The sequence below is a fragment of the Paraburkholderia sp. CHISQ3 genome, assembly GCF_030464945.1.
GTDB classification, from domain to species: Bacteria; Pseudomonadota; Gammaproteobacteria; order Burkholderiales; family Burkholderiaceae; genus Paraburkholderia; species Paraburkholderia megapolitana.
The window spans coordinates 142,610-168,718 of the sequence record NZ_JALPRG010000011.1 but is presented as its reverse complement, the minus strand read 5'-3'; the positions used below and the strand labels follow the sequence as shown (position 1 = coordinate 168,718).

General features: G+C 63.1%; 17 protein-coding genes, 1 tRNA gene, 1 pseudogene and 2 riboswitches. Of the genes and pseudogenes, 13 read left to right on the top strand and 6 right to left on the bottom strand.

Translation table 11 applies throughout. The features are described from left to right. Positions 1-44: 44 nt before the first annotated feature. Complete coding sequence (locus tag M0D65_RS24710; protein ID WP_266254961.1) at positions 45-971, bottom strand: triacylglycerol lipase; 927 nt, start codon at positions 969-971, stop codon at positions 45-47. A gap of 178 nt (positions 972-1,149) precedes the next feature. On the opposite strand from M0D65_RS24710, the gene M0D65_RS24705 reads away from it, so the two are divergent. Further along, complete coding sequence (locus M0D65_RS24705; protein WP_266254960.1) at positions 1,150-2,181, top strand: AraC family transcriptional regulator; 1,032 nt, start codon at positions 1,150-1,152, stop codon at positions 2,179-2,181. A gap of 20 nt (positions 2,182-2,201) precedes the next feature. On the opposite strand, the gene M0D65_RS24700 is transcribed toward M0D65_RS24705, so the two are convergent. Further along, positions 2,202-2,277 (bottom strand) — tRNA-Arg (locus M0D65_RS24700). 306 nt (positions 2,278-2,583) lie between these two features. Between M0D65_RS24700 and M0D65_RS24695 the strand changes: the two are divergent. After that, positions 2,584-3,198, top strand: a pseudogene (locus tag M0D65_RS24695) (cytochrome c5 family protein); the annotation flags it as partial. A 134-nt stretch (positions 3,199-3,332) separates the two neighbouring features. On the opposite strand, the gene M0D65_RS24690 reads toward M0D65_RS24695, so the two are convergent. Together M0D65_RS24690 and M0D65_RS24685 are read right to left on the bottom strand one after the other, a co-directional pair. After that, the gene (locus M0D65_RS24690; RefSeq protein ID WP_266254959.1) at positions 3,333-3,950 is read right to left on the bottom strand and encodes a nuclear transport factor 2 family protein; all 618 of its coding nucleotides are present in this window, start codon (positions 3,948-3,950) and stop codon (positions 3,333-3,335) included. A 114-nt stretch (positions 3,951-4,064) separates the two neighbouring features. Then, positions 4,065-6,161: a UvrD-helicase domain-containing protein gene (locus M0D65_RS24685; RefSeq protein ID WP_266254958.1), complete on the bottom strand. Its 2,097-nt coding sequence runs from the start codon at positions 6,159-6,161 to the stop codon at positions 4,065-4,067. A gap of 267 nt (positions 6,162-6,428) precedes the next feature. Here M0D65_RS24685 and M0D65_RS24680 point away from each other — a divergent pair, with 267 nt between their 5' ends. The 11 genes from M0D65_RS24680 to M0D65_RS24630 all read left to right on the top strand — a co-directional run bounded on the left by M0D65_RS24680 (position 6,429) and on the right by M0D65_RS24630 (position 20,698). Then, positions 6,429-7,478 (top strand): oxidoreductase, encoded by a 1,050-nt coding sequence (locus M0D65_RS24680; protein WP_266254957.1) that lies wholly within the window; start codon positions 6,429-6,431, stop codon positions 7,476-7,478. A gap of 172 nt (positions 7,479-7,650) precedes the next feature. Beyond that, positions 7,651-8,001 (top strand): hypothetical protein, encoded by a 351-nt coding sequence (locus M0D65_RS24675; RefSeq protein WP_091017099.1) that lies wholly within the window; start codon positions 7,651-7,653, stop codon positions 7,999-8,001. A gap of 189 nt (positions 8,002-8,190) precedes the next feature. Continuing rightward, a riboswitch (glycine riboswitch) is annotated at positions 8,191-8,295 on the top strand. A 33-nt stretch (positions 8,296-8,328) separates the two neighbouring features. Then, a riboswitch (glycine riboswitch) is annotated at positions 8,329-8,462 on the top strand. A gap of 79 nt (positions 8,463-8,541) precedes the next feature. After that, positions 8,542-9,660, top strand: coding sequence for a glycine cleavage system aminomethyltransferase GcvT (gene gcvT, locus M0D65_RS24670; protein WP_266254956.1), 1,119 nt, complete (start codon positions 8,542-8,544; stop codon positions 9,658-9,660). A 56-nt stretch (positions 9,661-9,716) separates the two neighbouring features. Beyond that, positions 9,717-10,097: a glycine cleavage system protein GcvH gene (gene gcvH / locus M0D65_RS24665; RefSeq protein WP_091017095.1), complete on the top strand. Its 381-nt coding sequence runs from the start codon at positions 9,717-9,719 to the stop codon at positions 10,095-10,097. Positions 10,098-10,170: 73 nt separating this feature from the next. Next, on the top strand, positions 10,171-13,107 hold the full coding sequence (gcvP, locus tag M0D65_RS24660; RefSeq protein WP_266254955.1) for an aminomethyl-transferring glycine dehydrogenase: 2,937 nt from the start codon (positions 10,171-10,173) through the stop codon (positions 13,105-13,107). Positions 13,108-13,205: 98 nt separating this feature from the next. Continuing rightward, positions 13,206-14,372 carry an alginate lyase family protein gene (locus M0D65_RS24655; protein WP_266254954.1) on the top strand — a complete coding sequence of 389 codons (1,167 nt, stop codon included), beginning with the start codon at positions 13,206-13,208 and terminating at the stop codon, positions 14,370-14,372. Positions 14,373-14,398: 26 nt separating this feature from the next. Next, positions 14,399-15,787, top strand: a complete 1,389-nt coding sequence (locus M0D65_RS24650; protein ID WP_266254953.1) for an L-serine ammonia-lyase — start codon at positions 14,399-14,401, stop codon at positions 15,785-15,787. Between the two features lie 199 nt (positions 15,788-15,986). Next, positions 15,987-17,696 (top strand): thiamine pyrophosphate-binding protein, encoded by a 1,710-nt coding sequence (locus M0D65_RS24645; protein ID WP_266254952.1) that lies wholly within the window; start codon positions 15,987-15,989, stop codon positions 17,694-17,696. 206 nt (positions 17,697-17,902) lie between these two features. Next, on the top strand, positions 17,903-19,366 hold the full coding sequence (locus M0D65_RS24640) for a tetratricopeptide repeat protein (RefSeq protein ID WP_266254951.1): 1,464 nt from the start codon (positions 17,903-17,905) through the stop codon (positions 19,364-19,366). Positions 19,367-19,394: 28 nt separating this feature from the next. Beyond that, positions 19,395-20,036 carry a glycosyltransferase family 32 protein gene (locus M0D65_RS24635; RefSeq protein WP_266254950.1) on the top strand — a complete coding sequence of 214 codons (642 nt, stop codon included), beginning with the start codon at positions 19,395-19,397 and terminating at the stop codon, positions 20,034-20,036. Continuing rightward, complete coding sequence (locus M0D65_RS24630) at positions 20,033-20,698, top strand: hypothetical protein (protein ID WP_266254949.1); 666 nt, start codon at positions 20,033-20,035, stop codon at positions 20,696-20,698. The genes M0D65_RS24635 and M0D65_RS24630 overlap by 4 nt, the downstream gene beginning before the upstream one ends. A 114-nt stretch (positions 20,699-20,812) precedes the next feature. Here the strand turns inward: M0D65_RS24630 and M0D65_RS24625 are convergent, their stop codons facing one another. Beyond that, complete coding sequence (locus M0D65_RS24625; RefSeq protein WP_091017082.1) at positions 20,813-21,961, bottom strand: branched-chain amino acid ABC transporter substrate-binding protein; 1,149 nt, start codon at positions 21,959-21,961, stop codon at positions 20,813-20,815. 88 nt (positions 21,962-22,049) lie between these two features. After that, complete coding sequence (gene putA, locus M0D65_RS24620) at positions 22,050-26,006, bottom strand: trifunctional transcriptional regulator/proline dehydrogenase/L-glutamate gamma-semialdehyde dehydrogenase (RefSeq protein WP_266254948.1); 3,957 nt, start codon at positions 26,004-26,006, stop codon at positions 22,050-22,052. Positions 26,007-26,109 lie beyond the last annotated feature (103 nt).

Genomic DNA, 26,109 nt, shown 5'->3' with positions numbered 1-26,109 from the left:
GTTGGCCAACTCCCTACCGTGTACGGGAAATCAAGAAACACTATTTATTGCGCCGGCCACGGGAAGGCAATCGCGCAGTTCGGAGCCCGTGCCGTGCTCGGGCTGAGCGCGTTCTTGACCAGCTGGATTGCCACGTTGTCGTAGGAGAGATCGGCGTGGTCTACCGCATCCAGCGGGCAGGACGATTGCACGTATTCGTTGGTTACGCCCGGCTCATTGATGAAAGACGAGCCTACCGGGGTCACGACGAATTCGTCTTTGGTTTCGATAATCGTGTAACCGACACCGGCCTGTGCGATCGGGCCGCTGTCGAGTTGCTGGATCATCGCCGAGCCATTTTCTTGATCCGCGCAGGCCGGGCAGGCGGCACCGACAAGCTGATTGGCTCCCGGAAAGACAGAAGCGAGAAGGGTAAGCCCATCCAGGGTCGTGCCATGCGTAGTCGGCGACAAGCCAACGAGGTTGTGGATATACGGAGCACCGCCAATCACCTTCGCATAATATTCGGCCAGCATACCGCCCTGCGAGTGGCCAACCAGATCGACCTTGGTCGCTCCGGTTTGGCTTAGCACCTGCTGCACGTAACTGGCAAGCACCGAGGCCGACGAAATCGCCGAGCCGGTTGCCTGGATAAGACTGTTAGGACTGGCGCCACCGTAATTGAAGGTATAAACGCAATAGCCGGCGTTGGCCAGATCCGGCGCCAGCGCACCGAAATCATCTTCCATCACAGAGAAGGTGCCGTTTACCAGAACCACTGGATACGGATGCTGCTTAAGACTGCATGACTGCAGGTTGGCGCCGGGAGGCGCCGCGGCCGGATTCGGAAGTGCGTTGACAATGCCCACGGCGATGTTAGGTGCCACGGAGTACGTGCTGGCGAAAGTGGGAGTTGCTACAAGTGCGGTAACCAGGGCGGCTATTGAAGGCAGGTTGAACAGACGGGATAAGCGGAATGAATATTCACTCATGTTCGTATCTCCAATGTTGTGTTTGTGTAAGCCTCATCGTCGATCGCCACTGCGTTTGCTTCGAGAACAGGTCGACCTGCAACGAAGACTCTTCCCGCTAGACTGCTGCTGTCTTGACAGCGTTTGCCGTGCCATTGTGAAATTGCGCCACGAAGATCTATCGATGTCAGGGAGATCTATGGCCGTTATCGACAAGAAGATGGCAGGCACGGTTGCAGGACAATATGTCAGCCTGCTGCTGGACTATCTGCGTTCGCGCGGTCATTCTCCCGAGGCACTTTTCGGGGCTACGCTGATAGCTGCGATTGAATCCGTAGACGTGCCGTTGCGGCTAACGACGGAGGCGTATTTCGACATCCTCGAGCGGGCGGTAGCCGTCACTTGCGATCCCGACCTAGGCTTCAACGCAGGCATTCTTATCGCGCCACGACACCTTGGCGTTGTCGGTTATGTGGTGATGTGCTGTACCAACCTCGGCAGCGCGCTCGCGGAATACGATCGCTATGTGCGGTTGGTACATGGTATTGGTCGGCCGCTGCTGGTACGGCATGGTGATCGCGTTGAAATGCCGCTGGACTGGTCGGGTACATCCGCGCCACCGCCTGCGTTGGCGCAGTTGATCATGACGACTCGGGTGCGTATGAGCCGCCTGCTGATCGGTCGGGAGACTGCGCCTGTGGATGTCGATTTTCAGTTCGCGACACCGCGGGATCCCGATGCTTATCAGCGGTTCTTCGGCGGTCGGGTCAACTTTGCAGCGGCGCAGACCAAGTTGATGTTTCCTGCTAGTTATCTGGAAGCACCCGTGATCATGGCCAGCGCGGAGATGGCTCGTGTCATCGGTGCGCGGGCGGAGGCGCAGATAAGACAGTTGACTGATGATGAGCCGGAGTTCATGCGTCAGCTCAAGGCCATGCTGACCCAAGGTCTTGCTATCGACAGCATTCGCGCGGTCGATATAGCGCAACGCATGGGAATTTCCTCGCGTACGCTTCACCGACGTCTGTCCGAGTGTGCGTATGTGTTCCGCGATGTGCTGGACGATGTGCGTCGCGAACGTGCCGAATCTTATCTGGCGTTGTCGCAACACTCGCTGGCTGAGGTTGCTTTTATGCTTGGGTATACCGAGCAGAGTGCGTTTCAGCATGCGTTCAAGCGTTGGACGGGGATCACGCCGCAACGATATCGGGTGGGGGCGATGTCGACGTAGGGGGTTGGGGTGCGAGGGAGTGGTGCGCCCGGCTGGGATCGAACCAGCAACCCCTGCCTTCGGAGGGCAGTACTCTATCCATTGAGCTACGGGCGCATTAACGCGAAAGCGCCGCAACCTGCGAGGAAGACGAGGAGGCAGCGCCAGCGAGACCGAGAGGATACCCGGTTTCCCGCTACCCGTCCACCGCACGGCCTTGACAGACGGGCTCCGGCCGGACCAAAAGCGGCCAAACCAAAGCAAAGGGACCCATCACTCCGGGTAAACGACTGCTGAACAAGTCAGCAAGCCCGCTCGCCCTCACTTAAACCTTCCGTCTATAATCGGCGTGGCGATAAATTAACAACAGGTCGTAGCTGTCACGCTGTACCGCTCACAATACCGATGGGAGACGAGACAAGCATGAGCGAAGCACCACACGAAGCCCCGATCAAAACCCCCGCGCAGCTCATTGCCGCCATCATTGCCGGTTTTGCTGTCCCCGTAATTATCATCATCCTGCTCGCGTACTACGTTAACAACTCGACGCGCACCGGCGCAGGCACCGACAGCCTCACCGATGCCGCCGTTGGCGAGCGGATCGCGCCAATCGCTCAGGTCGCCATTCGCGACGCCAATGCGCCGCGCGTCTACAAAACCGGTCAGCAGGTCTATCAGGCCGTCTGTTCGGCATGCCATGCGGCCGGTGTAGCCGGCGCGCCGAAGTTCTCCAACACCGGCGACTGGGCCCCGCGCATCGCGCAAGGCTTCGCTACGCTCTGGCATACCGCGCTAACCGGTACCGGTGCGATGCCCGCGCGCGGCGGCACGAGCCCCGACGACTACAGCGATTACGAAATCGGTCTCGCCGTCGCCTACATGGCCGACAATTCGGGCGGCAAGTTCGGCGATCCGCCAGTGCCGGCGGCGGCATCCGGTGCTGCAGCTGCATCGGGAGCCGCACCTGCTTCTGACGCCACGGCGGCATCCGGCGCAGCAGCCGCTTCTGGCGCAGCACCTGCATCAGGCGCATCTGCCGGCGGCTAACAGGTAACGGGTAACAGCAGCGAGGCGGCAGCGACCGCCGCCATTGCCGCAGTCAGTCGGTTACATGGTCAGCGCCGCGAAGCAACATCATCCCTGCACGTGCAACCGCACGCCGCAGGGATTTTTCATTTTGGAAGCGATGCAACCGGCATCATTACCGGCTCGCTAAAGGCTTCGACAAAGCCCAGCGCCGGCACCTCGCGTGCAATCGAAAGAAAACGTTCTCTCAACGCCTCGGGCCGCAACCACGGGTAGCTCAATCCATCCTGCAACGTCGCGAGCGCCGCACCGTCCGGGTCCGCCACGATATCCATCCGCGCGATGTGGATGTGAAGGCGCGTCGCCCGCACACCGCCCGCAGCGCGCGCAAACATCCATTGATAGACACCGTGCCCAACCCGCAACGACCCGGTCGCGGGTTCGCGCATCACCACGAGCCACGGCAGCGCATCGACGCGCGCGTCAGTTGCGTCCTCGGTCCCGCTCACATGAAGCGAGTCGCATACGTAGTACGTCCTGCATCGCGCGTATTGCGCACCAAAATCGCTGACGAGCGTCTTCGCGATCGCAGGCGCGCCCACGGTGCGAGCCGGGAAAGCAATGTTTTCGGTGGCAAGGGAGAACGTGAGCACGGCATTGGCCGCGAAGATCTCGTCGATACGCTCTGGCCGCGTGTTGTCCTTCGCGTCGATATAGGTTTCGAGCGCAACGCGGTACGGGGTGGGAGGCAGCGACAAACGCATGGAATTCTCGGCTGAACAGGCCGTGCCACTCTAACGCGCATAATCACTGCCGCGATCGATGAGCCTCGTGCGGTCAGGGTCTTCCCATCTCCCCCCACACAAAGCCCAACACACTCAAGGCTTCTGCAACAACGCCTTCAAACTCGCCAACCGATCCTTCGGCGACATCGGCGCCTCATCGGCGGTAGGCGGCGGCGCGTCATCAAGCTCCATCTCTGGAATAAACCGCGACGGCTCGCACACCACCGTCTCCCGCGCCCGCTTGCGCTTCTTGCACCAGTTCAGATGCAAGCTGCGCTGCGCACGCGTAATCGCGACGTACATTAAACGCCGTTCTTCTTCGATACGCGCATCGTCGATTGGCGCATCGTCGGACCCACCGCGATGCGGCATGATCCCTTCCTCGACGCCGACCAGAAACACATGCGGATACTCAAGCCCCTTCGACGCATGCACCGTAGATAACCGCACCGCATCGGGATCCTCTTCTTTCCCTTCGAGCATCGACATCAGCGCGACCGTCTGGATCAACCCCAGCAGATTCTTGCCGGTATCCGCGAGACCGTCGGCGTTGTCATAGCCGGTTTCTTCGCTGTCGCCATCCGCGGAAATCTCCGGCTCGGGCTTCGTGCCCTTACGCTTTAACCACTCGATAAACTCGAGCACGTTCTGCCACTTCGACTGCGCCTGGCGCTCATCGAACGTGTCGTACAGGTACGCCTCGTAATGGATCGCCTCCATCATGTCGTCGAGCAGCGTCGTCGCGGCATCCTTATCCGCGCGATCGGTAAGGCGTTGCATGAAATCGCAGAACGCGCGCAGCGGTTCGACCTGGCGGGCCGACAAGCGCGCCTCGATACCGCCCATATAGACCGCCTCGAACAGCGACACCTTCGCCTGCCCCGCAAACGACCCAAGCGCTTCGAGCGTCGTATTGCCGACACCACGCCGCGGCGTAGTGATCGCGCGGATGAAAGCAGGATCGTCGTCGGCATTCGCGATCAAGCGCAGATACGCGCAGATATCCTTGATCTCGGCCTTGTCGAAAAACGACTGGCCACCCGAGAGCACATACGGAATCCGCTCGCGCCGCAGCACCTGTTCAAAGATCCGCGCCTGAAAATTCCCGCGATACAGGATCGCGTAATCGCGAAACTGTGCACGCCGTTCAAACTTGTGCGCGGACAGCCTGAACACCACCGATTCCGCTTCATGCTCTTCATCGTTGCAAGGCGTCACCGAAATCGTGTCGCCCATGCCGTGCTCGGACCACAACTTCTTCTCGAACAGCTTCGGATTATTCGCAATGACGTTATTGGCCGCAGTCAGAATACGCACCGTCGACCGATAGTTCTGTTCGAGCTTCACCAGATGCAGCTTCGGAAAATCCTTGCCCAGCTGCGCAAGATTTTCGAGCGTGGCGCCACGCCATCCGTAGATCGCCTGGTCGTCGTCGCCCACCGCGGTAAACGCAGCGCGCGGGCCAGCCAGTTGCTTGAGCAGTTCGTACTGACACGCGTTGGTGTCCTGGTACTCGTCGATCAGCAGGTAGCGCAGTTTGTTCTGCCAGCGGTCGCGCACCTGCTCGTTCCGCGCGAACAGCTCAGCGGGCAAACGGATCAGATCGTCGAAATCGACGGCCTGGTACGCGTGCAGCGTCGCCACATAGTTGCGATAAACAATCGCCGCCTGTTGCTCATCTTCATTCGCAGCGATCGCCATCGCCTCGTCGGGCATGATGAGGCCGTTCTTCCACAGCGAGATGATCGACTGGATCTTGCGGATCAAGCCCTTGTCCGTCGTGCCGATCTGTTCCTGCACCATGCCGAAGCAGTCGTCGGAATCCATGATCGAGAACCCCGGCTTCAGGCCCACATGCTCGGCTTCCAGGCGCAGGATCTGCACGCCCAGCGAATGGAACGTACACACGGTGAGCTGATTGACGGGGACCTTGCGGCCTTCCTTGCCCGGCGTCGTGAGCGTCTTGCCTTCGAGCAGTTTGCCGACGCGCTCGCGCATTTCCGCCGCGGCCTTGTTCGTGAACGTGACGGCGGCGATGTGGCGCGGCTCGAAGCCTTTGGCTTCGATCAGATGCGCGATCTTCTGCGTGATAACGCGCGTCTTGCCGCTGCCGGCACCGGCTAGCACAAGACACGGACCATCGAGATAGCGCACCGCTTCGTTTTGAGCGGGGTTTAGACCTGCGGACATCGTCAGTGGATGGGGTGTAACGGTTGAGGGCGCAAGGACCCTTGAGACATGCGGCGCAACGGCTTACCTACGTAGATCCCCGTTGCGCGAGACCGGCGATGTTAACACGGATGAACGACATCTCATGTATCGCACAACCGCCTTAAGCGGCACCGCGCCGCATGCCACACAGCCGTAACGTCACACCCCGCGCACGATCTGCGCGCCGGCCATGCCAGAATGTCGCCGTTGCGCGCCCTTTTAGCTTTTATCGCAGGAAATGCTCCCATGACTTCACCGCTAAAAACCGGCCTGATGGGTTACGGTTTCGCCGGCCAGACTTTTCACGCGCCGGTCATCGCCCATTGCGGACGCGCAAGCGTCGCCGCCATCGCCACCGGTCAGCCCGAACGCGCGCAGGCCGACTTTCCGGATGCGAAGATCGTCCGCGATATCAATGCGCTCGTCGCACTCGACGACATCGAATGCATCGTCATCGCGACGCCGAACGACACGCACTACGATCTCGCGAAACGTGCACTCGAAGGCGGCAAGCATGTAGTCGTCGACAAACCCGTCACGCTAACCGCCGACGAAGCCCGCGCGCTCGCCGATCTCGCCCACACGAAGGGCCTGTTGTTCGCGCCGTTTCACAACCGTCGTTGGGACGGCGACTTTCTCACCGTGCGTGCATTGCTTGCAAGTGGGCAACTCGGTCGCGTCACGCATTTCGAATCGCATTTCGACCGCTTCCGTCCGTTCGTGCGGCAGCGCTGGCGCGAAGACGCGACGCGCGGCGGCGGCCTGCTGTTCGACCTCGGGCCGCATCTGATCGACCAGGCGCTGGCGTTGTTCGGCGCGCCGTCCACGGTGTACGCAACCGTCGCGCTGCATCGCGACGCAGGCAGCGCCCCTGATTACGTACATCTGCAGCTCGGCTACCCGAACCTCGAAGTCGTCCTGCATGCGAGCGCGCTGACGGCGCTCGCGCCGCCGCGCTTCGCGATCCACGGAACGCGCGGCAGTTATGTGAAGCACGGCCTCGATACGCAGGAAGACCAGTTGAAGGCCGGCTTGCGTCCCGGCCAGCCGGGCTTCGGCGGAGGCAACACACCGGGCCGGCTGCGCGTGCTGGAAGGCGACGACGAAGTAGAACGCGATCTGCCAACGCTCGACGGCGCCTACGCCGACTTCTATCGCGCAGTCGCGGCGTCGATTCGCGAAGGCACACCGTTCCCGGTCAGCCCGCAAGACGCCGTCGACGTGATGACGATCATCGAACTCGCCGCCCGCAGCGCAGAAGAAGGCCGCCGGCTACCATTCGCACGTCACAGCTAAGCGGCTGAGCACGGAAAACCTGACAAACCGAAAGAAACCCACCACCGCACAAACGGTTACAAATAAACGGCCCGGCACGTCATCGCGCGTTACCGGCCGGTCGTTCTTGTGCGGTAACGTTTCGGACCGGCGACAATCCCGGACACAACAACAAGGCAACAAGGAGAAAGGTATGCAACGCTTCATTCGCGCACTGGCAGGCGTCGCGCTGGTTTCGTCGCTGGCGGCCTGTGTGGTCGCGCCGCCGGAGACCGTGCACACGGGTCCGACTCCGCGAGAAGTTGCGATCCAGCGTTTCGATCAGGTCAACGGCCGCATCGACAACCTGGGCCGTCGCATCGATAACCGCGTGAACCAGGGCTACTATCCGCCGCCGCAAGGCGCCGCGCTGCATCACCGGCTTGACGTAATCCGTCAGGAATCGCGCGACATGGCCGCGCAGCACGGCGTCGGTCTCTCCAGCGACGAACAGCGCGTGCTGAATCAGGAACTCGACGGCGCCGCGCACGCTATCGACCAGTAAGCGCCTGCTTTCCAAAGACGGCCCGCACGGCATCACGCTGCGCGGGCCGTCCGCATTTTTGCGCCTGCCAGGCCGCCTCAATCCACCCATATTTTTGACCCGCAGCACCGTGCCGGGCATCGCCATGCACGCCCCCGTGCGGCTCCCAATCGTCCATTTGACAAGCCTCCGGGCCTCGCGTACATTCGGCCGCACGCGTCGGGAGAGCGCGCTGGCCATCGCAGTTTCAAGCAGGCCGCGCCGCCGAAGGGGCACACCCACAAACTCTCAGGCAAAAGGACCGACCGCGTCGAAATCCGTCTGTCGCCGTGCATCATCTGGCACCGGTTTTCGCACTCTGGAGAGCGGCAGTAGCCACCATTCTGGCAAGCTGCCCACCGAAGGGGCGCGCGTTTCGTCACGACACCGTTGCACAGTCGTGGTGGCGCAATCTCTCAGGTATCGAGGACAGAGGGGTCATGCACCGTATCGCTCGCAGGCAGCAGGCCGCGAGGATTGCGCCGCATGGCCTTTTTTGTTTGCGAAACGCCCGAGGCCCCGATGACCGAACCCAAACACACCCCGCTCCACGCCACGCATTGCGCGCTTAAAGCACGCATGGTCGACTTTGGCGGCTGGGACATGCCTGTCAACTACGGTTCGCAGATCGACGAACACCGCGCGGTGCGCACCGATGCCGGCATGTTCGACGTCTCGCACATGTGCGTCGTCGATGTGACCGGCGCCAAGGCGCGCGCCTTCTTCGAGCACGCGCTCGCCAACAACGTCGGCAAACTGCAAACGCCGGGCCGCGCGCTCTATTCGTGCATGCTGAACCCGAACGGCGGCGTGATCGACGATCTGATCGTCTATTACTTCGCCGACGACACCTTCCGCGTCGTGGTCAACGCCGGTACCGCCGAAAAAGACCTCGCGTGGTTCAACCAGCTCAATACGACGGGCAACTACGATCTGACCATCACGCCGCGTCGTGATCTCGCGATCGTCGCCGTGCAAGGTCCGAACGCACGCAACAAGGTCTGGCAGGTCGCACCGTCCACCCGCACCGCCACCGAACTCCTGAAGCCCTTCAACGCCGCGAAGATCGACAACACGCCGTTCGGCGAGTTGATGGTCGCGCGCACCGGCTACACCGGCGAAGACGGCTTCGAAATCGTGCTGCCGGCCAGCTTCGTCTGCGAGTTCTGGGACGCGCTGCAACGCCAGGGCGTCAGCCCGTGCGGTCTCGGCGCGCGCGACACGCTGCGCCTCGAAGCAGGCATGAATCTGTACGGTCAGGACATGGACGACAACGTCTCGCCGCTCGACGCCGGTCTCGCATGGACAGTCGATCTCACGCAGCCGCGCGACTTCGTCGGCCGCGCGCCGCTCGAGGCGAACGGCTCGCGCAGCACGTTCGTCGGGCTGATCCTGCTGAAGGAAAACGGCAAGGCGGGCGGCGTGCTGCGCGCGCATCAAAAGGTCGTCACGCCGCACGGCGACGGCGAGATCACGAGCGGCACGTTTTCGCCGACGATGCAGGAATCGATCGCGTTCGCGCGCGTGCCGACGGCCGTTGCGATCGGCGACACGGTGCAGGTGCAGATCCGCGACAAGAGTTTTCCCGCGCGCGTGGTAAAACTGCCGTTCGTGCGCAACGGCAAAGTGCTGGCTGTCTGACCGCCCGCCCCGCGGCGCCCGACCCTTACCTAACGCATACACACCAGGAGCATCCGATGAGCAACGTCCCGGCCGATCTGAAATACACCGAAGAACACGAATGGATCCGCACCGAAGCGGACGGCACGCTGACGGTCGGCATCACCGACCACGCGCAAAGCACGCTCGGCGACATCGTCTTCCTCGAACTGCCCGCAGTCGGCAAGCAGGTGAAGGAAGGCGACGCGATCGGCGTCGTCGAATCGGTGAAGGCTGCATCCGACGTCTATTCGCCGGTATCGGGCGAGATCGTCGCGATCAACGCAGAAGCCGCCGACTCACCTGAAGACGTCAACGGCGACCCGTATGGCGTATGGCTCTTCAAGATCAAGCTCGCGGCCGGCGCATCGACCGACAAGCTGATCGACGCCGCCGCCTACAGCAAGCTGATCGATTAACTTTTTACTCACGAACCGCGCGGCGCGCGCCGGCCCAGTCGCCTGAGCCGCGCCCCGCGCCCGCAGGACTGCCATGAAGCTCGAACATCCGGATCGTCTGATGAACCGCACCCCTCTCTCGCTCGCCGCGCTCGAAGTGCACGACGCATTCGCCGAACGGCACATCGGCCCGGATGGCGCCGATCAGCAAGCCATGCTCGACGCGCTCGGTTTCGCGTCGCGTGCCGCCCTGATCGACGCGGTAATTCCGCAAGCAATCCGCCGCACTGAAACGCTGCCGCTCGGCCCGTTCGCCCAGCCGAAGAGCGAAGCGGAAGCGCTCGCCGCACTGCGCGAGCTGGCGGATCAGAACCAGGTGTTCCGCTCCTATATCGGCCAGGGCTATTACAACGCGCACACGCCGGCGGTGATCCTGCGCAACGTGCTCGAAAACCCGGCGTGGTACACCGCGTACACGCCGTATCAACCCGAAATCTCGCAAGGCCGGCTCGAAGCGCTGCTGAATTTCCAGCAGATGATCGTCGACCTGACGGGTCTCGCCATCTCCAACGCCTCGCTGCTCGACGAAGCCACGGCCGCCGCCGAAGCGATGACGCTGTTGCAACGCACGGGCAAGCCGCAATCGAACGTGTTCTACGTCGCTGACGACGTGCTGCCGCAAACCATCGAAGTCGTAAAGACGCGCGCGAAGCCGGTCGGCATCGAGGTCAAGGTCGGCCCCGCCGCCGAAGCCGCGCACGCGAATGCTTTCGGTGTGCTGCTGCAATACCCGGGCGTGAACGGCGATGTGCACGACTACCGCGCGCTCGCCGAAGCGATCCATGCAGCGGGCGGCCACGTGGTCGCCGCCGCCGATCTGCTCGCGCTGACCGTGCTGACGCCGCCCGGCGAATGGGGCGCGGACGTCGCGGTCGGCAACTCGCAACGTTTTGGTGTGCCGGTTGGCTTCGGCGGTCCGCACGCGGCGTACCTCGCGGTGCGCGACGAATTCAAGCGACAGATGCCGGGGCGCCTGGTTGGCGTGACCGTCGATGCGCAAGGCAAGCCCGCGCTGCGTCTCGCACTGCAAACGCGCGAACAGCATATCCGCCGCGAAAAAGCGACCTCGAATGTCTGCACGGCGCAAGCACTGCTCGCGATCATGGCGAGCATGTACGCGGTCTATCACGGCCCGCACGGCCTGAAGACAATCGCGCTGCGCGTGAACCGCATCGCGGCGCTGCTCGCGGCCGGCGCGAAACAGCTTGGCTACACGGCCGTCAATACGACGTTCTTCGACACGCTCACGTTCGACACCGGCGCCCGCACCCAGGCGCTGCTCGACGCAGCCGTGGCGAAACGCATCAACCTGCGCCGCGTGAGCGACACGCGCGTCGGCCTGTCGATCGATGAAACCACCACGCGCGGCGATCTCGCCGATCTTCTGGCGGTGTTCGCGCAAGCCGCGGGTTCGGCAGATGTGCCGCAGATCGACACGCTCGACGCCGAACTGACGAAGGCCGACGCTGCATCGATTCCGTCGGAACTCGCCCGCACAAGTACGTACCTGACGCACCACGTCTTCAACCGTCACCATTCCGAAACCGAAATGCTGCGTTATCTGCGCAGTCTGGCGGACAAGGACCTCGCGCTCGACCGCTCGATGATCCCGCTCGGTTCGTGCACGATGAAGCTCAACGCGACCTCCGAAATGCTGCCGGTCACGTGGCCCGAATTCGGCCAGATCCATCCGTTCGCACCGGCTGCGCAGACGGTTGGTTATCGCGAGATGATCGATCAGCTCGAACAGATGCTGGTCGCCGCGACCGGCTACGCTGCCGTGTCGCTGCAACCGAATGCCGGTTCGCAAGGCGAGTACGCGGGCCTGCTGATCATCCACGCGTATCACGAGTCGCGCGGCGAAGGTCATCGCAACGTGTGTCTGATTCCCGCTTCCGCGCACGGCACGAACCCGGCATCGGCACAGATGGCCGGCATGCAGGTCGTGGTAGTGGCCTGCGATGCGCAAGGTAACGTCGACATCGACGACCTGAAGGCGAAGGCCGGGCAGCACAAGGACAAGCTCGCCGCGATCATGATCACGTATCCGTCTACACACGGCGTGTTCGAACAGAACGTCCGCGAGATCTGCGAAATCGTTCATGCACACGGCGGCCAGGTGTACGTGGACGGCGCGAACATGAACGCGATGGTCGGTCTCACGGCGCCGGGCCAGTTCGGCGGCGACGTGTCGCACCTGAACCTGCACAAGACGTTCTGTATTCCGCACGGCGGCGGCGGCCCGGGCGTCGGTCCGGTCGCAGTCGGCGCGCATCTGGCGAAGTTCCTGCCGAACCAGGTGTCGTCGGGCTATGAGCGTGCGCCGCAAGGCATCGGCGCGGTATCGTCGGCGCCGTACGGCTCCGCCTCGATCCTGCCGATCTCGTGGATGTACATCGCGATGATGGGCGCGAAGAACCTCACCGCAGCGACCGAAACCGCGATCCTCAACGCCAATTACGTCGCGAAGAAGCTCGCGCCGCACTACCCGGTGCTGTACTCGGGCCCGGGCGGACTCGTCGCGCACGAATGCATTCTCGACCTGCGCCCGATCAAGGACACGAGCGGCATCACCGTCGACGACGTCGCCAAGCGCCTGATCGACTACGGCTTCCACGCCCCGACGATGAGCTTCCCGGTGCCCGGCACGCTGATGGTCGAGCCGACCGAGTCGGAATCGAAGGAAGAACTCGATCGTTTCGTCGAGGCGATGATCGCGATCCGCAATGAGATTCGCGCCGTCGAGGAAGGTCGCGCGGACCGCGAGGACAATCCGCTGAAGCACGCGCCGCATACCGCGGCAGTCGTGGTCGACGACGGCTGGAAGCACGCGTATGCACGCGAAGCCGCCGCGTATCCGCTCGCTTCGCTGGTTGCGCGCAAGTACTGGCCGCCGGTTGGTCGCGCCGACAACGCGTACGGCGACCGCAATCTGTTCTGCTCGTGCGTACCGATCGCCGACTACTCGTGACATAAGCAGGCAACAGTCAGGGTGCAACCTCGTTGCACCGTTTTAACGCAGGACCGGCTAACATCACACACCGAATCAGCCTAACGAAGGAGTTTCGCATGGCGAGAATGGTGCGAACGATGCAATGCCGGTCCGTGTCGATGGGTGGTGTGTCAACGGCGGCGACGACGGATGTGCCCCGCAGGCGGGAAACGAAGACGCCGCTGGCTGCGATGCTGCTCGGTGGAATGCTGCTGCTGGGTGTGCAGCATGCGCGCGCGGCGATGAATTTCTGCGCCGCGCCGGCGCTGCAAGCGAGCGAACGCACGAATGCCGATCTGGGCGTCAAGGCGCTGGTAGCAAACGTGCAGGCGCATCTGAACGATCCGGCGCATGCCGTGGCGCGACTGCATACCGAAGGCACGCTGCCGCACGAGGGCATTTACGACCAGAGCGTCGAGGCCGAGAAGGATCTCGATCTGTTGCGCGACGCGGCGCTCGCGTGGCGCGCAACCAGTGACGACCGCTATCTGAAGTTCGTCGACCGGCTGCTGTATGCGTGGGTCACGACCTATCAGCCGAGCTTCAATCCCATCGACGAAACGCATTTCGAAGGATTGATCCTCGCCTACGACATGACCGCGAGCGCGCTGCCGGTAAAAACGCGCAATGCAGCGATGGCGTTCCTGACGAAGCTCGCCAACGGCTACATCGAGCAGATCGACGCGCAGCCGCGCCCGCTCACCGGTACGTATCGCAACAACTGGCAGAGCCATCGGGTCAAGCTGATCTCGATGGCGGCTTTTACGCTCGACAACCGCAAGATGATCGATGCGGCGCAGCGGCTGTTCGTCGAGCATGTGGGCGACAACATTGCGCCCGATGGATCGACGGTCGATTTCGCGGAACGCGATGCGCTGCATTACGTGACCTACGATCTGCAACCGCTCGTCACGGCGGCACTCGCCGCGCGCCGTCACAACCGCAACTGGTTGCCGCAACGCGCAGCGAGCGGTGCGTCGCTCGCCGCTGCGATGAACTGGCTCACGCCGTACGCGCTCGGTACGAAGACGCATGAAGAATTCGTGCATTCGAACGTACCGTTCGATGCCAAACGTCGCGAGGCCGGTTTGCCCGGCTACGCGGGTCCGTGGGACCCGAAGAGCGCGACAGAACTGTTTCACCTTGCCGCGCGGCTCGATGGGCGTTACGCGCCGATCGCACTGCGGCTCGCACCGACGCCGCCTGCGTGGCTCGCCGTGTGTCTGCCGCTGCCGGCGCGCTAACCCCACTTCTATTTGCAGGAGCAGTAATGGCCGTCAGCGTGTTCGACCTCTTCAAGATCGGCATTGGTCCTTCCAGTTCGCACACGGTCGGGCCGATGCGCGCCGCGCTGATGTTCGTGCAGGGGCTCGAACGCGATGGGCTGCTCGCGAACACGGCTTCCGTGAAAGTCGATCTGTACGGTTCGCTCGGCGCGACCGGTAAAGGCCACGGCACCGATCGCGGCGTGATGCTCGGCCTGCTTGGCGATGCGCCCGACACCGTCAATCCCGACACGATCGTCGAGCGACTCGAAGCGATTCGCAAGTCGCGCACGCTGTCGCTGCTCGGCAAGCACGACGTGCCGTTCGTGCTGAAAGATCACATCTCGTTCTATCGCCAGGCGCTTGCCGAACATCCGAACGGCCTGACGCTGCGCGCCTTCGATGCGCAAGGCGCCGCGCTGCGCGAGTCGACGTATCTATCCGTAGGTGGCGGTTTCGTCGTGACGGCCGGCGCACCGAACACGAAAGTGCTGTCGGCTGCCGACCAGCTGCCGTACCCGTTTCGCAGCGGCAATGATCTGCTCGCGATGTGTGCCGAGAGCGGCAAGTCGATTGCGCAGCTGATGTGGGACAACGAGCGTGCGTGGCATACCGAAGAAGAAACGCGCGCCGGCCTGCTGAAAATCTGGGACGTGATGCAGTCGTGCGTGGCGCGCGGCTGCGGTATCGGCAACCCCGATGCCGACGGCACGCTGCCGGGGCCGTTCCAGGTCAAGCGTCGCGCGCCGCAGCTGTATCGCTCGCTGTCGGGTAACCCGGAGCGCGCGCTGCAGGATCCGCTGTCGATGATCGACTGGATCAACCTGTATGCGATCGCGGTGAACGAAGAGAACGCGGCCGGCGGCCGTGTCGTCACCGCGCCGACCAACGGCGCGGCCGGCATCATCCCGGCCGTGCTGCATTACTACATGCGCTTCATGCCCGGCTCGAACCAGCAAGGCGTGATCGACTTCCTGATGACCGCTGCGGCAATCGGCATCCTCTACAAGCTGAACGCATCGATCTCCGGCGCCGAAGTGGGCTGCCAGGGCGAAGTGGGAGTCGCATGCTCGATGGCGGCCGCCGCGCTCGCAGCGGTGATGGGCGGCACACCCTCGCAGGTCGAGAACGCCGCCGAGATCGGCATGGAACACAACCTCGGCCTGACCTGCGATCCGGTCGGCGGGATGGTGCAGATTCCGTGCATCGAACGCAATGCAATGGCGTCGGTGAAGGCGGTCAACGCCGCACGCATGGCGCTGCGCGGCGACGGCAGCCACTACGTATCGCTCGATTCGGTCATCAAGACGATGCGCGAAACCGGCGCCGACATGAAGACCAAGTACAAGGAAACGTCGCGCGGCGGGCTGGCGGTGAATATCGTCGAATGCTGATGCGACTCGGGCTTCAGGCTTGCTAGCGGTTTTTCAAGCGCGGCCGCTCGCCTGTAGCGCTTCTGTAAGCGTGCGGCCCGCTTTGCGGCTACCGCGGCGCACGCGGCGGCGCCCGTGACATTCGCGCGCCTCCCGGCGTAAGCTGTCGAAGCCAGATCACTCACCGATTTGTCCGACCACCTCACGAGGATTTTCTGCAATGCCGCTGCCGAACGATTCCGCCTCCGCCACCACTACCGGTGCGCGCCTTGTCGTCGATGCGCTGCTTACGCATGGCGTCGAACGTGTTTTCTGCGTGCCTGGCGAAAGCTTTCTCGCCGTGCTCGATTCGCTGCACGATGAAACGGAGCGCATCGAGACGATCGTCTGCCGGCACGAAGCGGCGGCAGCCAACATGGCGGAAGCGACCGGCAAGCTGACGGGGCGGCCGGGTGTCGCGCTCGTCACGCGCGGACCGGGTGCGACGCATGCATCGATCGGCGTGCATACGGCGTTTCAGGACTCGACGCCGATGATCCTGCTGATCGGCCAGTGCGCACGCGAGCATCTGGATCGCGAGGCGTTCCAGGAAATCGACTATCGGCGCATGTTTGGCCAGATGGCGAAGTGGGTCGCGCAGATCGACGATCCGCGGCGCATTCCCGAATACCTGAGCCACGCGTTCCATACCGCGACGTCGGGCCGCCCTGGCCCGGTCGTGCTGTCGCTTCCCGAAGACGTGTTGAGCGACCTGTGTCCGGTCGTGCCGGGCGCACCTCGTTACCATCGCGTGGCGGCAGCGCCCGCGCCCGCGCAGATCGAGCGCTTGCGGCAACTGCTCGAAGGCGCGCAACGGCCGATGCTGATCGCCGGCGGCAGCGGCTGGACGCCGGCTGCATGCGCGGATCTACAGCGCTTCGTCGAGCAGTGGCAACTGCCGGTCGGACTCGCGTTCCGCTTTCAGGACACGCTCGATAACGAACATCCGAACTACGCCGGCGATGTCGGCCTCGGCATCAACCCCGCGCTCGCCAAACGGATCAGTGACGCCGACTTGCTGCTCGCCTTCGGCCCGCGGCTCGGCGAAGCGACGACCAACGGCTACACGTTGCTCGAGATTCCGAAGACCAAACAAACGCTCGTGCACGTGCATCAAGGTGCCGAAGAACTGGGCCGCGTGTATGCCGCCGATCTGCCGATCGTCTCCGGCATGCCGGAACTGGCCGAGCAGCTTGCCGCGCTGAAAGCGCCCGCGACGCTACCGTGGGCCGGCACAGCCGAAGAAGCGCACGGCGCGTACCTCGAATGGCGCAAGCCGCGCACGATCCCTGGCGACGTCCAGCTCGGCGAAGTGATGCAGCAGTTGCGCGAGCACCTGCCCGTCGATGCAATCGTGACCAACGGCGCAGGCAACTACGCGACGTGGCTGCATCGGCATTTTTCGTATCGGCATTTCCGCTCGCAACTCGCACCGACGAGCGGTGCGATGGGCTACGGCGTGCCGGCCGCGATTGCGGCGAAGTCGCTGTATCGCGACCGGGACGTGGTCGCGCTGGCCGGCGACGGTTGCTTCATGATGGCCGCGCAGGAACTCGCGACGGCAATGCAGTACGACCTGCATGTGCTGTTCATCGTCGTGAACAACAGCCACTTCGGCACGATCCGCATGCATCAGGAGCGGCATTATCCGAATCGCGTGCATGGCACGGGGCTCACCAACCCGGACTTCGCCGCGTTCGCGCGCTCGTTCGGCGCGCATGGCGAAACCGTCGAGCGCACCGCCGATTTCCTGCCCGCTTTAGAACGCGCGCGCGCCGCGAAACGTGCAGCGCTGATCGAAATCCGCATGCCGCAGGAAGCGAGCACGCCGGGCGCGACGCTCGAACAGGTTCGCGAGCAAGGGCGCAAGCTGCGGGGCGCTGCCAGCTAGTCTTCGTCTCAGCCTGAATCACTACGGCCGTTCGCGAGCGGACGGCCGGTCTCCCCCTCCCCCCGCGAACAATCGAAAAGCGCACCAATTCGCCTTCTGTTCGGCCAATGCGTCGCGTGCCGTTGTAGGCAATATGCGTCAAATCGGGAAATGCCTGCGCAAATCCCACTGTCGCCAAACTTGCCAACTTCGCGCCACCTTCGCTCATGAATGACACCCTCACCGCGGTCGACCTCGGCGCCGAGCTCGAGCAGGCGGTCGCTCATCAACAGTCGGGGCGCTACGGCGAAGCCGAAGCGGCGTATCGGCGGATTCTTGCAGCGCTGCCCGATAACGCCGACGCCAACCATCTGCTCGGTATGGCGATCGCCCAATCGAACCGGCTCGATAGCGCGCAGCCGTATTTCCGCGCCGCGATCGAAGCCGCGCCCGCGGAGCCGCGCTTCTGGACCGGCTACATCGATGCGCTGACGAACGCTGGCTGGACCGAAACCGCGCGTCAGGTCGTGCAGGAAGCGCAGCAACGTGGCGTCGATCCGGTCGCACTCGATCTGCAGCCTGCGCAGATTGCGGATGCATCTGAGGAAGAGCTGGCCGCGCTCGTCGCGGAGTTCATGTCGACGCTCGCGGTGCTGCTCGATAAACGACGCTTTGAAGACGCGGAATCGGTGGCTGGTCAGCTGACTGCACTGCTGCCGGATTTAGCGCTGGGCTGGCAGGCGCTGGCAACCGCGTTCACGCAACAGGGCAAGCACGCGGCCGCGGTGGAACCGTTGCGTCGTGCAGCAACCCTTCTTCCCGACGACGAAGGCGTGCAGAGCGATCTGGCCGATGCGCTGGCCGCCGCTGAGGCCGAAGCCGCCGCGCCCAGTGCGCCGGTCGCATCGTCCGCACCTGCCATCGCGCCACTCACGTACGCCGACGCCGCCGCAACGCACGCAGATAGCCGCTTCTATCGACATCTCGCCGGCGGTCTCGTCGCGAACGTCCCCGTGCTGATTCCGACGTTCAACAACGCGACGTACCTGCGCAACATGATTCCGCAGTTGCAGGCAGCCGGTCTGCGCAACCTCGTGATCGTCGACAACGCATCGAGCGCGCCCGAAATGCTGTCGTATCTCGACACGCTTCAGGACGAACACGTTGTGGTCAAGCTCGACCACAACGCAGGGCCGCACAGCATCTTTTTATCTGAAGCGAACTACGCGCGGCTACCGGACATTTTCTGCATTACCGACCCCGACCTCGAATTCAACCGTGCGCTGCCACGCGAATTCCTCTTCGAACTGATCGAAGCCACCGAACATTTCCGCGTCGGCAAGGCAGGCTTCGCACTCGACATAGCGAACCCACACACGATGCAGGATGACCGCTTCCGTTACGGCGATCGCGACTATTCGATCTGGGAGTGGGAATCGCGCTTCTGGCAGCAGCAGATCGGCGCAACGCTGCGCGGCGATCCGATCTACAACGCGCCGCTCGACACAACGTTCGCTGTCTACAACAAGCGCTATTTCAATCGCGAGCGGCATATCTGCGGCATCCGCTTCGCAGGCCGCTACACATGCCGGCATCTGCCCTGGTACAAGGAGTCGGGTTTGAGCGCGGAGGAAGAGGCGTACTACCGCGCGCATCAGAAGTGGTCGACGTATCTGAAGCATCGCGTGTGATGCTGCTCTCTCCCACGACTCCATAGCCATGATTCCGAAACTGCTGCACATCATCTGGGTAGGCGATCCGTCGAAACGCCCGGACAACTGCATCGACACGTGGCGCAAGTTCAACCCGGGTCTGCAGATCCGCATCTGGGGCAACGACGACCTGCGCAATCATCGCTGGCCTAACGCTGCGCAGATGCAGGAGATGTGGTCGAAGGAACTGAACGGTGTCGCCGACTTGATGCGCTGGCAGTTTCTCTACTGGTACGGCGGGTTCGCCGTCGATGCCGACAGCATCTGCGTACGTCCGCTCGATGCCGAGCTGTTCGACTGCGATCTCTTCACGTGCTGGGAAAACGAACTCGCCGCGCCGGGCCTGATGGCCGCCGGTTATGTCGGTGCGCGGCCAGGGCATCCGCTCTTCAAGAAGATGGTCGACGATATTCGCCGGCTGCCCACCGTCTGCAACGACCGCGCATGGAAAACAGTCGGGCCGCTGCGCTTCACGCAGGCCGTGCATGAGTTCAAGCCGAATGATCTGACAGTGTTCCCTAGTCACTACTTCATTCCGCGTCATCACAGCGGCCAGACCTATACAGGCAGCGGCCGCGTGTACGCGAAGCAGTTCTGGGGCAGCACGTTCAACAACTACGAAAGCCTTCGTGCACTGGAATTCAATTGAGCACAGCCAATATTCCTCCCGTCCAGCCGGCGCATAGCGTGCTTGAACAGTTGCATGCGCCGTTCTTCGTGCAGAAGGTCGCCGTATCGCGGCAACTCGCGAAGCACGACCGCACGGCTGCGCTAGTCAGCATGTGCACGGGCAAGCGCGTGTTGCACGTAGGCTGCGTCGATTCGCCGATTTTCGATCCGCGCAGCAACCTGCATCTGAGCCTGCTGAACTCCGGTGTCTGCACGGAGTTGATCGGCGTCGACGCCGACGAGAACGGCTTGCGCGAACTCGCGCAGCACTGCGATCAACCGCTGTATGCGGACCTCGCACAGGTGCAAGGCCCCGTCGATATCGTGCTGATCCCCGAAGTGCTCGAACACGTCGGCAATGTCGCGTCGTTTCTCGAACAGATCGACCGGATCGATTTCGGCAATGTCGTGATTACCGTGCCCGATGCCGTGCAGTGCTATCCGCGGCACTTCGATTTCGTCGATCGCGACGAGACCTTCGTCGAGATCGTGCATCCCGATCATAACTACTGGTTCACGCCGTACACGCTGCTCAACGTAATCCGTAAGTACACGTCGTGGCATGTGAAGGGGATGTTCTTCTTCAACAACATTTCGCTGCTGCTGATTGCATCGAAGGAAGCGCCGGTCGACGCATCGTAGCGTTGCTTGCGCCACAAACAAAAATGCCTTGAAGCCGCGAAGCCTCAAGGCATTTTTTCCATCCAGCGCGACGTGACGTGTGACGTGTCTTGTCGCCAGGCAGCGTACTAAAGCTTACTTACCGCCCACGCTTTCCAGCGTCGTCCACTTACCGTCGACAACCTTATACAGCGTGATGCCGCCGTTCTTCAGGTCGCCCTTGGCGTCGTACTGCAGGCTCTTCGACGTGACAGCCGGCATGTCGGTCTTCGCGAGGAACGGCAGGTACTTGGCCGGATCGGTCGAGTTCGCCTTCTTCATCGCGGCAAACATCGCCATCGCGCCGTCGTAGGCGTACGGCGAGTACGTCTGCACGTCTTCACCGAAACGCTTCTTGTACTTCGCGACGTAGTCGTTGCCACCCGGCATTTCTTCCAGCGGCAAACCAGCCAGCGATGCCACCGTACCGTTCGCCGCGTCACCCGCGAGTTGCAGGAAGGTCGGTGTGTGAACCATTTCGCCGCCCATCAGCGGGGCTTTTACGCCCAGTGCCTTCATCTGCTTGGCCATCGGTGCAGCCTGCGAATCGGCGCCGCCGTAATAGATCAGGTCCGGGTTCGCAGCCTTCAGCTTGGTCAGGATCGACTTGAAGTCGACGGCCTTGTCGTTCGTGTATTCACGATCGACGATCGTGCCACCGGCTGCCTTCGCGGCCTTCTCGAACTGGTCGGCCAGACCCTGGCCGTATGCCGTGCGGTCGTCGACAATCGCGATCTTCTTCACGCCGAGCTTCTTCACCGCGAACGTACCGGCGACCGAACCTTGCTGCGTGTCGGACGTCATCATGCGGAACGTGGTCTTGAAGCCTTGCTGCGTGTACTCAGGCGCGGTCGCCATCGCGATTTCCGGAATGCCCGCGTTTGCATAGATGCGCGAAGCCGGAATCGTCGTGCCCGAATTGAAGTGACCGAGCATGCCCTTGATGCCGTCGTCGACGAGCTTCTGTGCCACGGTCGTGCCCGTGCGCGGATCGGCCTGGTCATCGGCCGAATCCAGCACGAAGCGCACCGGCTTGCCGCCGATCACCGGCTTCGTCGCATTGATGTCTTCGATGGCGAGCGTGATGCCGTTCTGGAAGTCCTTGCCGTAGTGCGCCTGGGCGCCTGTCATCGGACCTGCGAAGCCAACCTTGACGTCCTCTGCCTGCTGCGCGTGTGCGGTCCCCGCCAGCGACATTGCGGCAACCAGTGTTGCGCCTGCCAGCTGTTTCATCGTGTGTTGCATAGCTTCTCCTTGGTTCAGGTGTAAATGGAGCGATTGCGGGGTCGCCGTACCGCTTCCGTTATTTTTTGAATGGATCGATAAGGTTCGCTCAACCGATCGTCATCAAATTAGCATTGCCCCCTGCTGCTGCTGTATTCACGCTCACCGAACGCTCCGTCAGCAGACGTTCGAGCGCGTAATCTTCCTCGCCGCTTTCCAGTGCCCGCGCGGCGACGCCCTGCACCGAGACGATCGGTCCCGAACGTTTCGCGACTTCCTTCACCAGCGCGAGTAGTTCGTCGCTGTCGCCTTCGAACAGCACGGCATCGAAGGCGGCGTCGGCGTTCTTGCGTACGCTCGCGTGCTGCTTCAGCGCGGCGGGCAACGCGGCCACGAGTTGCTCGCCGGCCGCGCCTTCAAACAACGCGCGGTTGCCGGTGGCCAGCGCCGCGGCGAACTGCACACGCGCACCGCTCGCGGTGGTCGGTACGCACAGCACGGTGCCGCGTGCGCTGAGCGTGTACGTGTTGCGCTCGCCGGTCGGGCCTGCCAGCACGGCGGTCGCGCCGGCCAGCACGTGCGCCAGATACGCTTCGCAGCGCGCCGCCAGCGCGGCTTCGCGCTCGCCGATCAGCCAGTCGCGCAACGTAGTCAGCGCGGCCTGGGCGGACGGCACAGAGTGTGGATTGTCGCTGTTTTCCGCTGTTTGCGGTGCGTCCACCATGAGCGTCTGTGCAAGCGACTTCGGCAGGCCAGCCGGGCGCGTGGCCAGCAGCCGCTGCAGATACAGCGCGCCGCCTGCTTTCGGACCGGTGCCCGACAGTCCCTCGCCACCGAACGGCTGCACCCCGACCACCGCCCCGATCACATTGCGGTTCACATAGATGTTGCCGACATGCGCACGAGCCAGCACATGCGCAATCGTCTCATCGATACGCGTATGAATGCCGAGCGTCAGACCATAACCGGTCGCGCGAATCTGTTCGAGCAGCTTGTCGAGCGCACTGCGGCGATAACGCACGACGTGCAGCACGGGACCAAATACTTCGCGCTTCAGTTCGTCGATGCTGTCGAGCTCGATCAAGGTAGGCGGAACGAACGTGCCGTGCGTGCCGCCGTCGGGCATCGACAGCTGAACCACTTTGCGACCCTTGTCGCGCATCGCTGCAATGTGCGCATCGATGCCGCGCTTCGCTTCGGCATCGATCACCGGACCGACATCCACCGACAACCGATCCGGATTGCCCACCGCGAGTTCGCGCATCGCGCCGGTCAGCATGTCGAGCGTGCGGTCCGCAACATCATCCTGCAGACACAGAACGCGCAACGCGGAACACCGTTGACCAGCCGAATCGAATGACGACTGCAGCACGTCCGCGACGACCTGTTCCGCAAGCGCCGACGAGTCGACGATCATCGCGTTCTGGCCGCCGGTTTCGGCGATCAAGGGGATCGGGCGGCCGTCGGCGTCGAGGCGGTTCGACAGGGTTTTGTTGATCAGGCGCGCGACTTCCGTCGAACCGGTGAACATCACCGCACGCACGCGTGCATCGGCAACCAGTGCTGCGCCGACCGTTTCGCCATCGCCCGGCAGCAGTTGCACTGCGCCCGCCGGCACGCCGGCTTCGCGCAGGATGCGCACGGCCTGGGCGGCGATCAGCGGGGTTTGTTCGGCAGGTTTTGCTAGCACCGTGTTGCCGGCGGCCAGCGCCGCAGCTACCTGGCCCATGAAGATCGCGAGCGGGAAATTCCACGGGCTGATGCACACCACTGGGCCGAGCGGCCGGTGCGTATCGTTCGAAAACTCGCTGCGGATCTGCGTCGAGTAGTAGCGCAGGAAATCGATCGCTTCGCGGATTTCCGACACCGCGTTCGCCAGCGACTTGCCCGCTTCGCGCACGACGAGACCCATCAACGTATGCATCTGCGCTTCGAGCAGATCGGCGGCGCGCGCAAGGCAATCGGCGCGCGCTTCGACCGGCGTCGCTTGCCAGATCGGTGCGGCGGACACGGCGTGCGTCAGTGCAGCGCTAACCTGTTCGGATGTTGCATCGACGACGGTGCCGACCAGGTCGCGATGATCGGCGGGATTGCGCACGTCGCGCGCTGCTCCGTCGGGGATCGCGTGATCTTCGAGCATCGGCGCGGCGCGCCACGGATGATGCGCACTCGCCAGCAACGCCGACGACAGCGACGCGAGTCGGTGCTCGTTCGACAGATCGAGGCCCATCGAATTGACGCGCTCCGCGCCGTACAGATTGCGCGGCAGCGGAATCTTCGCGTGCGGAGCGCCGAGCGGCACGACCTTCGTGGCTTCGTCGACCGGATCGGCGATCAGCTCCTTGACCGGCACGGATTCGTCGGCGATGCGGTTCACGAACGACGTATTTGCGCCGTTCTCGAGCAGACGGCGCACGAGGTATGCGAGCAGTGTTTCGTGCGTACCGACCGGCGCATACACGCGGCACGGCCGGTTCAGTTTTCCTGCGGAGAGCGGGCCGGTCACTTCTTCGTACAGCGGTTCGCCCATGCCGTGCAGGCACTGGAACTCATACTGGCCAGGATAGTAATTCTGCCCAGCGAGGTGATAGATCGCCGCCAGCGTGTGCGCGTTGTGCGTCGCGAACTGCGGGTACACCGCATCGGGCGCGCTGAGCAGCTTCTTCGCGCACGCCACGTACGACACGTCGGTGTAGATCTTGCGCGTGTACACCGGATAGCCTTCGAGCCCATCCACCTGCGCGCGCTTGATTTCGGTATCCCAGTACGCGCCCTTCACGAGCCGCACCATGATGCGGTGACGGCTGCGGCGTGCCAGATCGACGATGTAGTCGATCACGAACGGGCAACGCTTCTGATACGCCTGCACGACAAAACCGATGCCGTTCCAGCCCGCCAGCTCCGGATCGAAGCACAGCGCTTCGAGCAGATCGAGCGAGATTTCGAGGCGATCCGCTTCTTCGGCGTCGATGTTCAGGCCGATGTCGTAGCGGCGCGCGAGGATGGCCAGCGCGCGCACACGCGGCAGCAGCTCGCTCATCGTGCGTTCGTGCTGCGCGCGCGAGTAGCGTGCGTGCAGCGCCGACAGCTTGATCGAGATGCCCGGGCCTTCATAGATGCCACGGCCACCGGCGGCCTTGCCGATCGCGTGGATCGCCTGTTCGTACGATGCGTAGTAGCGCTGCGCATCGGCTTCGGTCGTCGCCGCTTCGCCGAGCATGTCGTACGAGTAGCGAAAGCCGCGTGCTTCGTATTTGCGGCTGTTCGCGAGCGCTTCGGAAATGTTTTCGCCGGTGACGAACTGTTCGCCCATCAGGCGCATCGCCATGTCGACGCCCTTGCGGATCAGCGGCTCGCCGCCCTTGCCGATCATGCGCGTCAGCGCCGACGACAGACCCGTCTCGCTGTTCGTCGTGATCAGCTTGCCGGTGATCATCAAGCCCCAGGTTGCGGCGTTGACGAACAGCGACGGCGCCTGGCCGACATGCGACTTCCAGTCGCCCTTGCTGATCTTGTCGCGGATCAACGCATCGCGCGTCGCGCGGTCGGGAATGCGTAGCAGCGCCTCGGCGAGACACATCAGTGCGACGCCTTCCTGGCTCGACAGCGAGAACTCGTGGATCAAGCCTTCGACGCCGCCGCCTGAACGCTTCGCGCGCAGTGTCTCGACGAGTCGGCCGGCCAGCGCCTCGACCTCGCTGGCGAGATTCGCGGGCAAACGCGCCTGGCCGATCAGGAACGGCACGCACTCGGGCTCAGGCCGGCGGTACGCGGCTGTGATCGCCGCGCGCAGCACCGATTGCGGCTGCACGTTCTGCGCAAATTCGAGGAACGGATGGGAGGCGCCGTCTTCTTCCGCCTCGACGCTGGCGGCATCGGCCAGTTCGGTCGAACCGTGCGTGCCGGAAAGTTCGGCGGGCAACTGGCCGTGCTCGATTTTCTCGAGGTAAGCGAAGATCGCCTGCTTGATCAGCCAGTGCGGGGTGCGTTCGAGACGGGTCGCGGCATCTTTCAGCCGGGTGCGCAGGAGGTCGTCGACCTTGACGCCAAGGGTGGTGCTAGCCATGTTTCCTTCTGTACGGGCCAGCTGGACGGACGCCGGCCAAAGACTAAAAAGTTGGCCGAATCGTACGCCTCCCAATAAAAAGGTGCAACCAGTCCACTGTTGC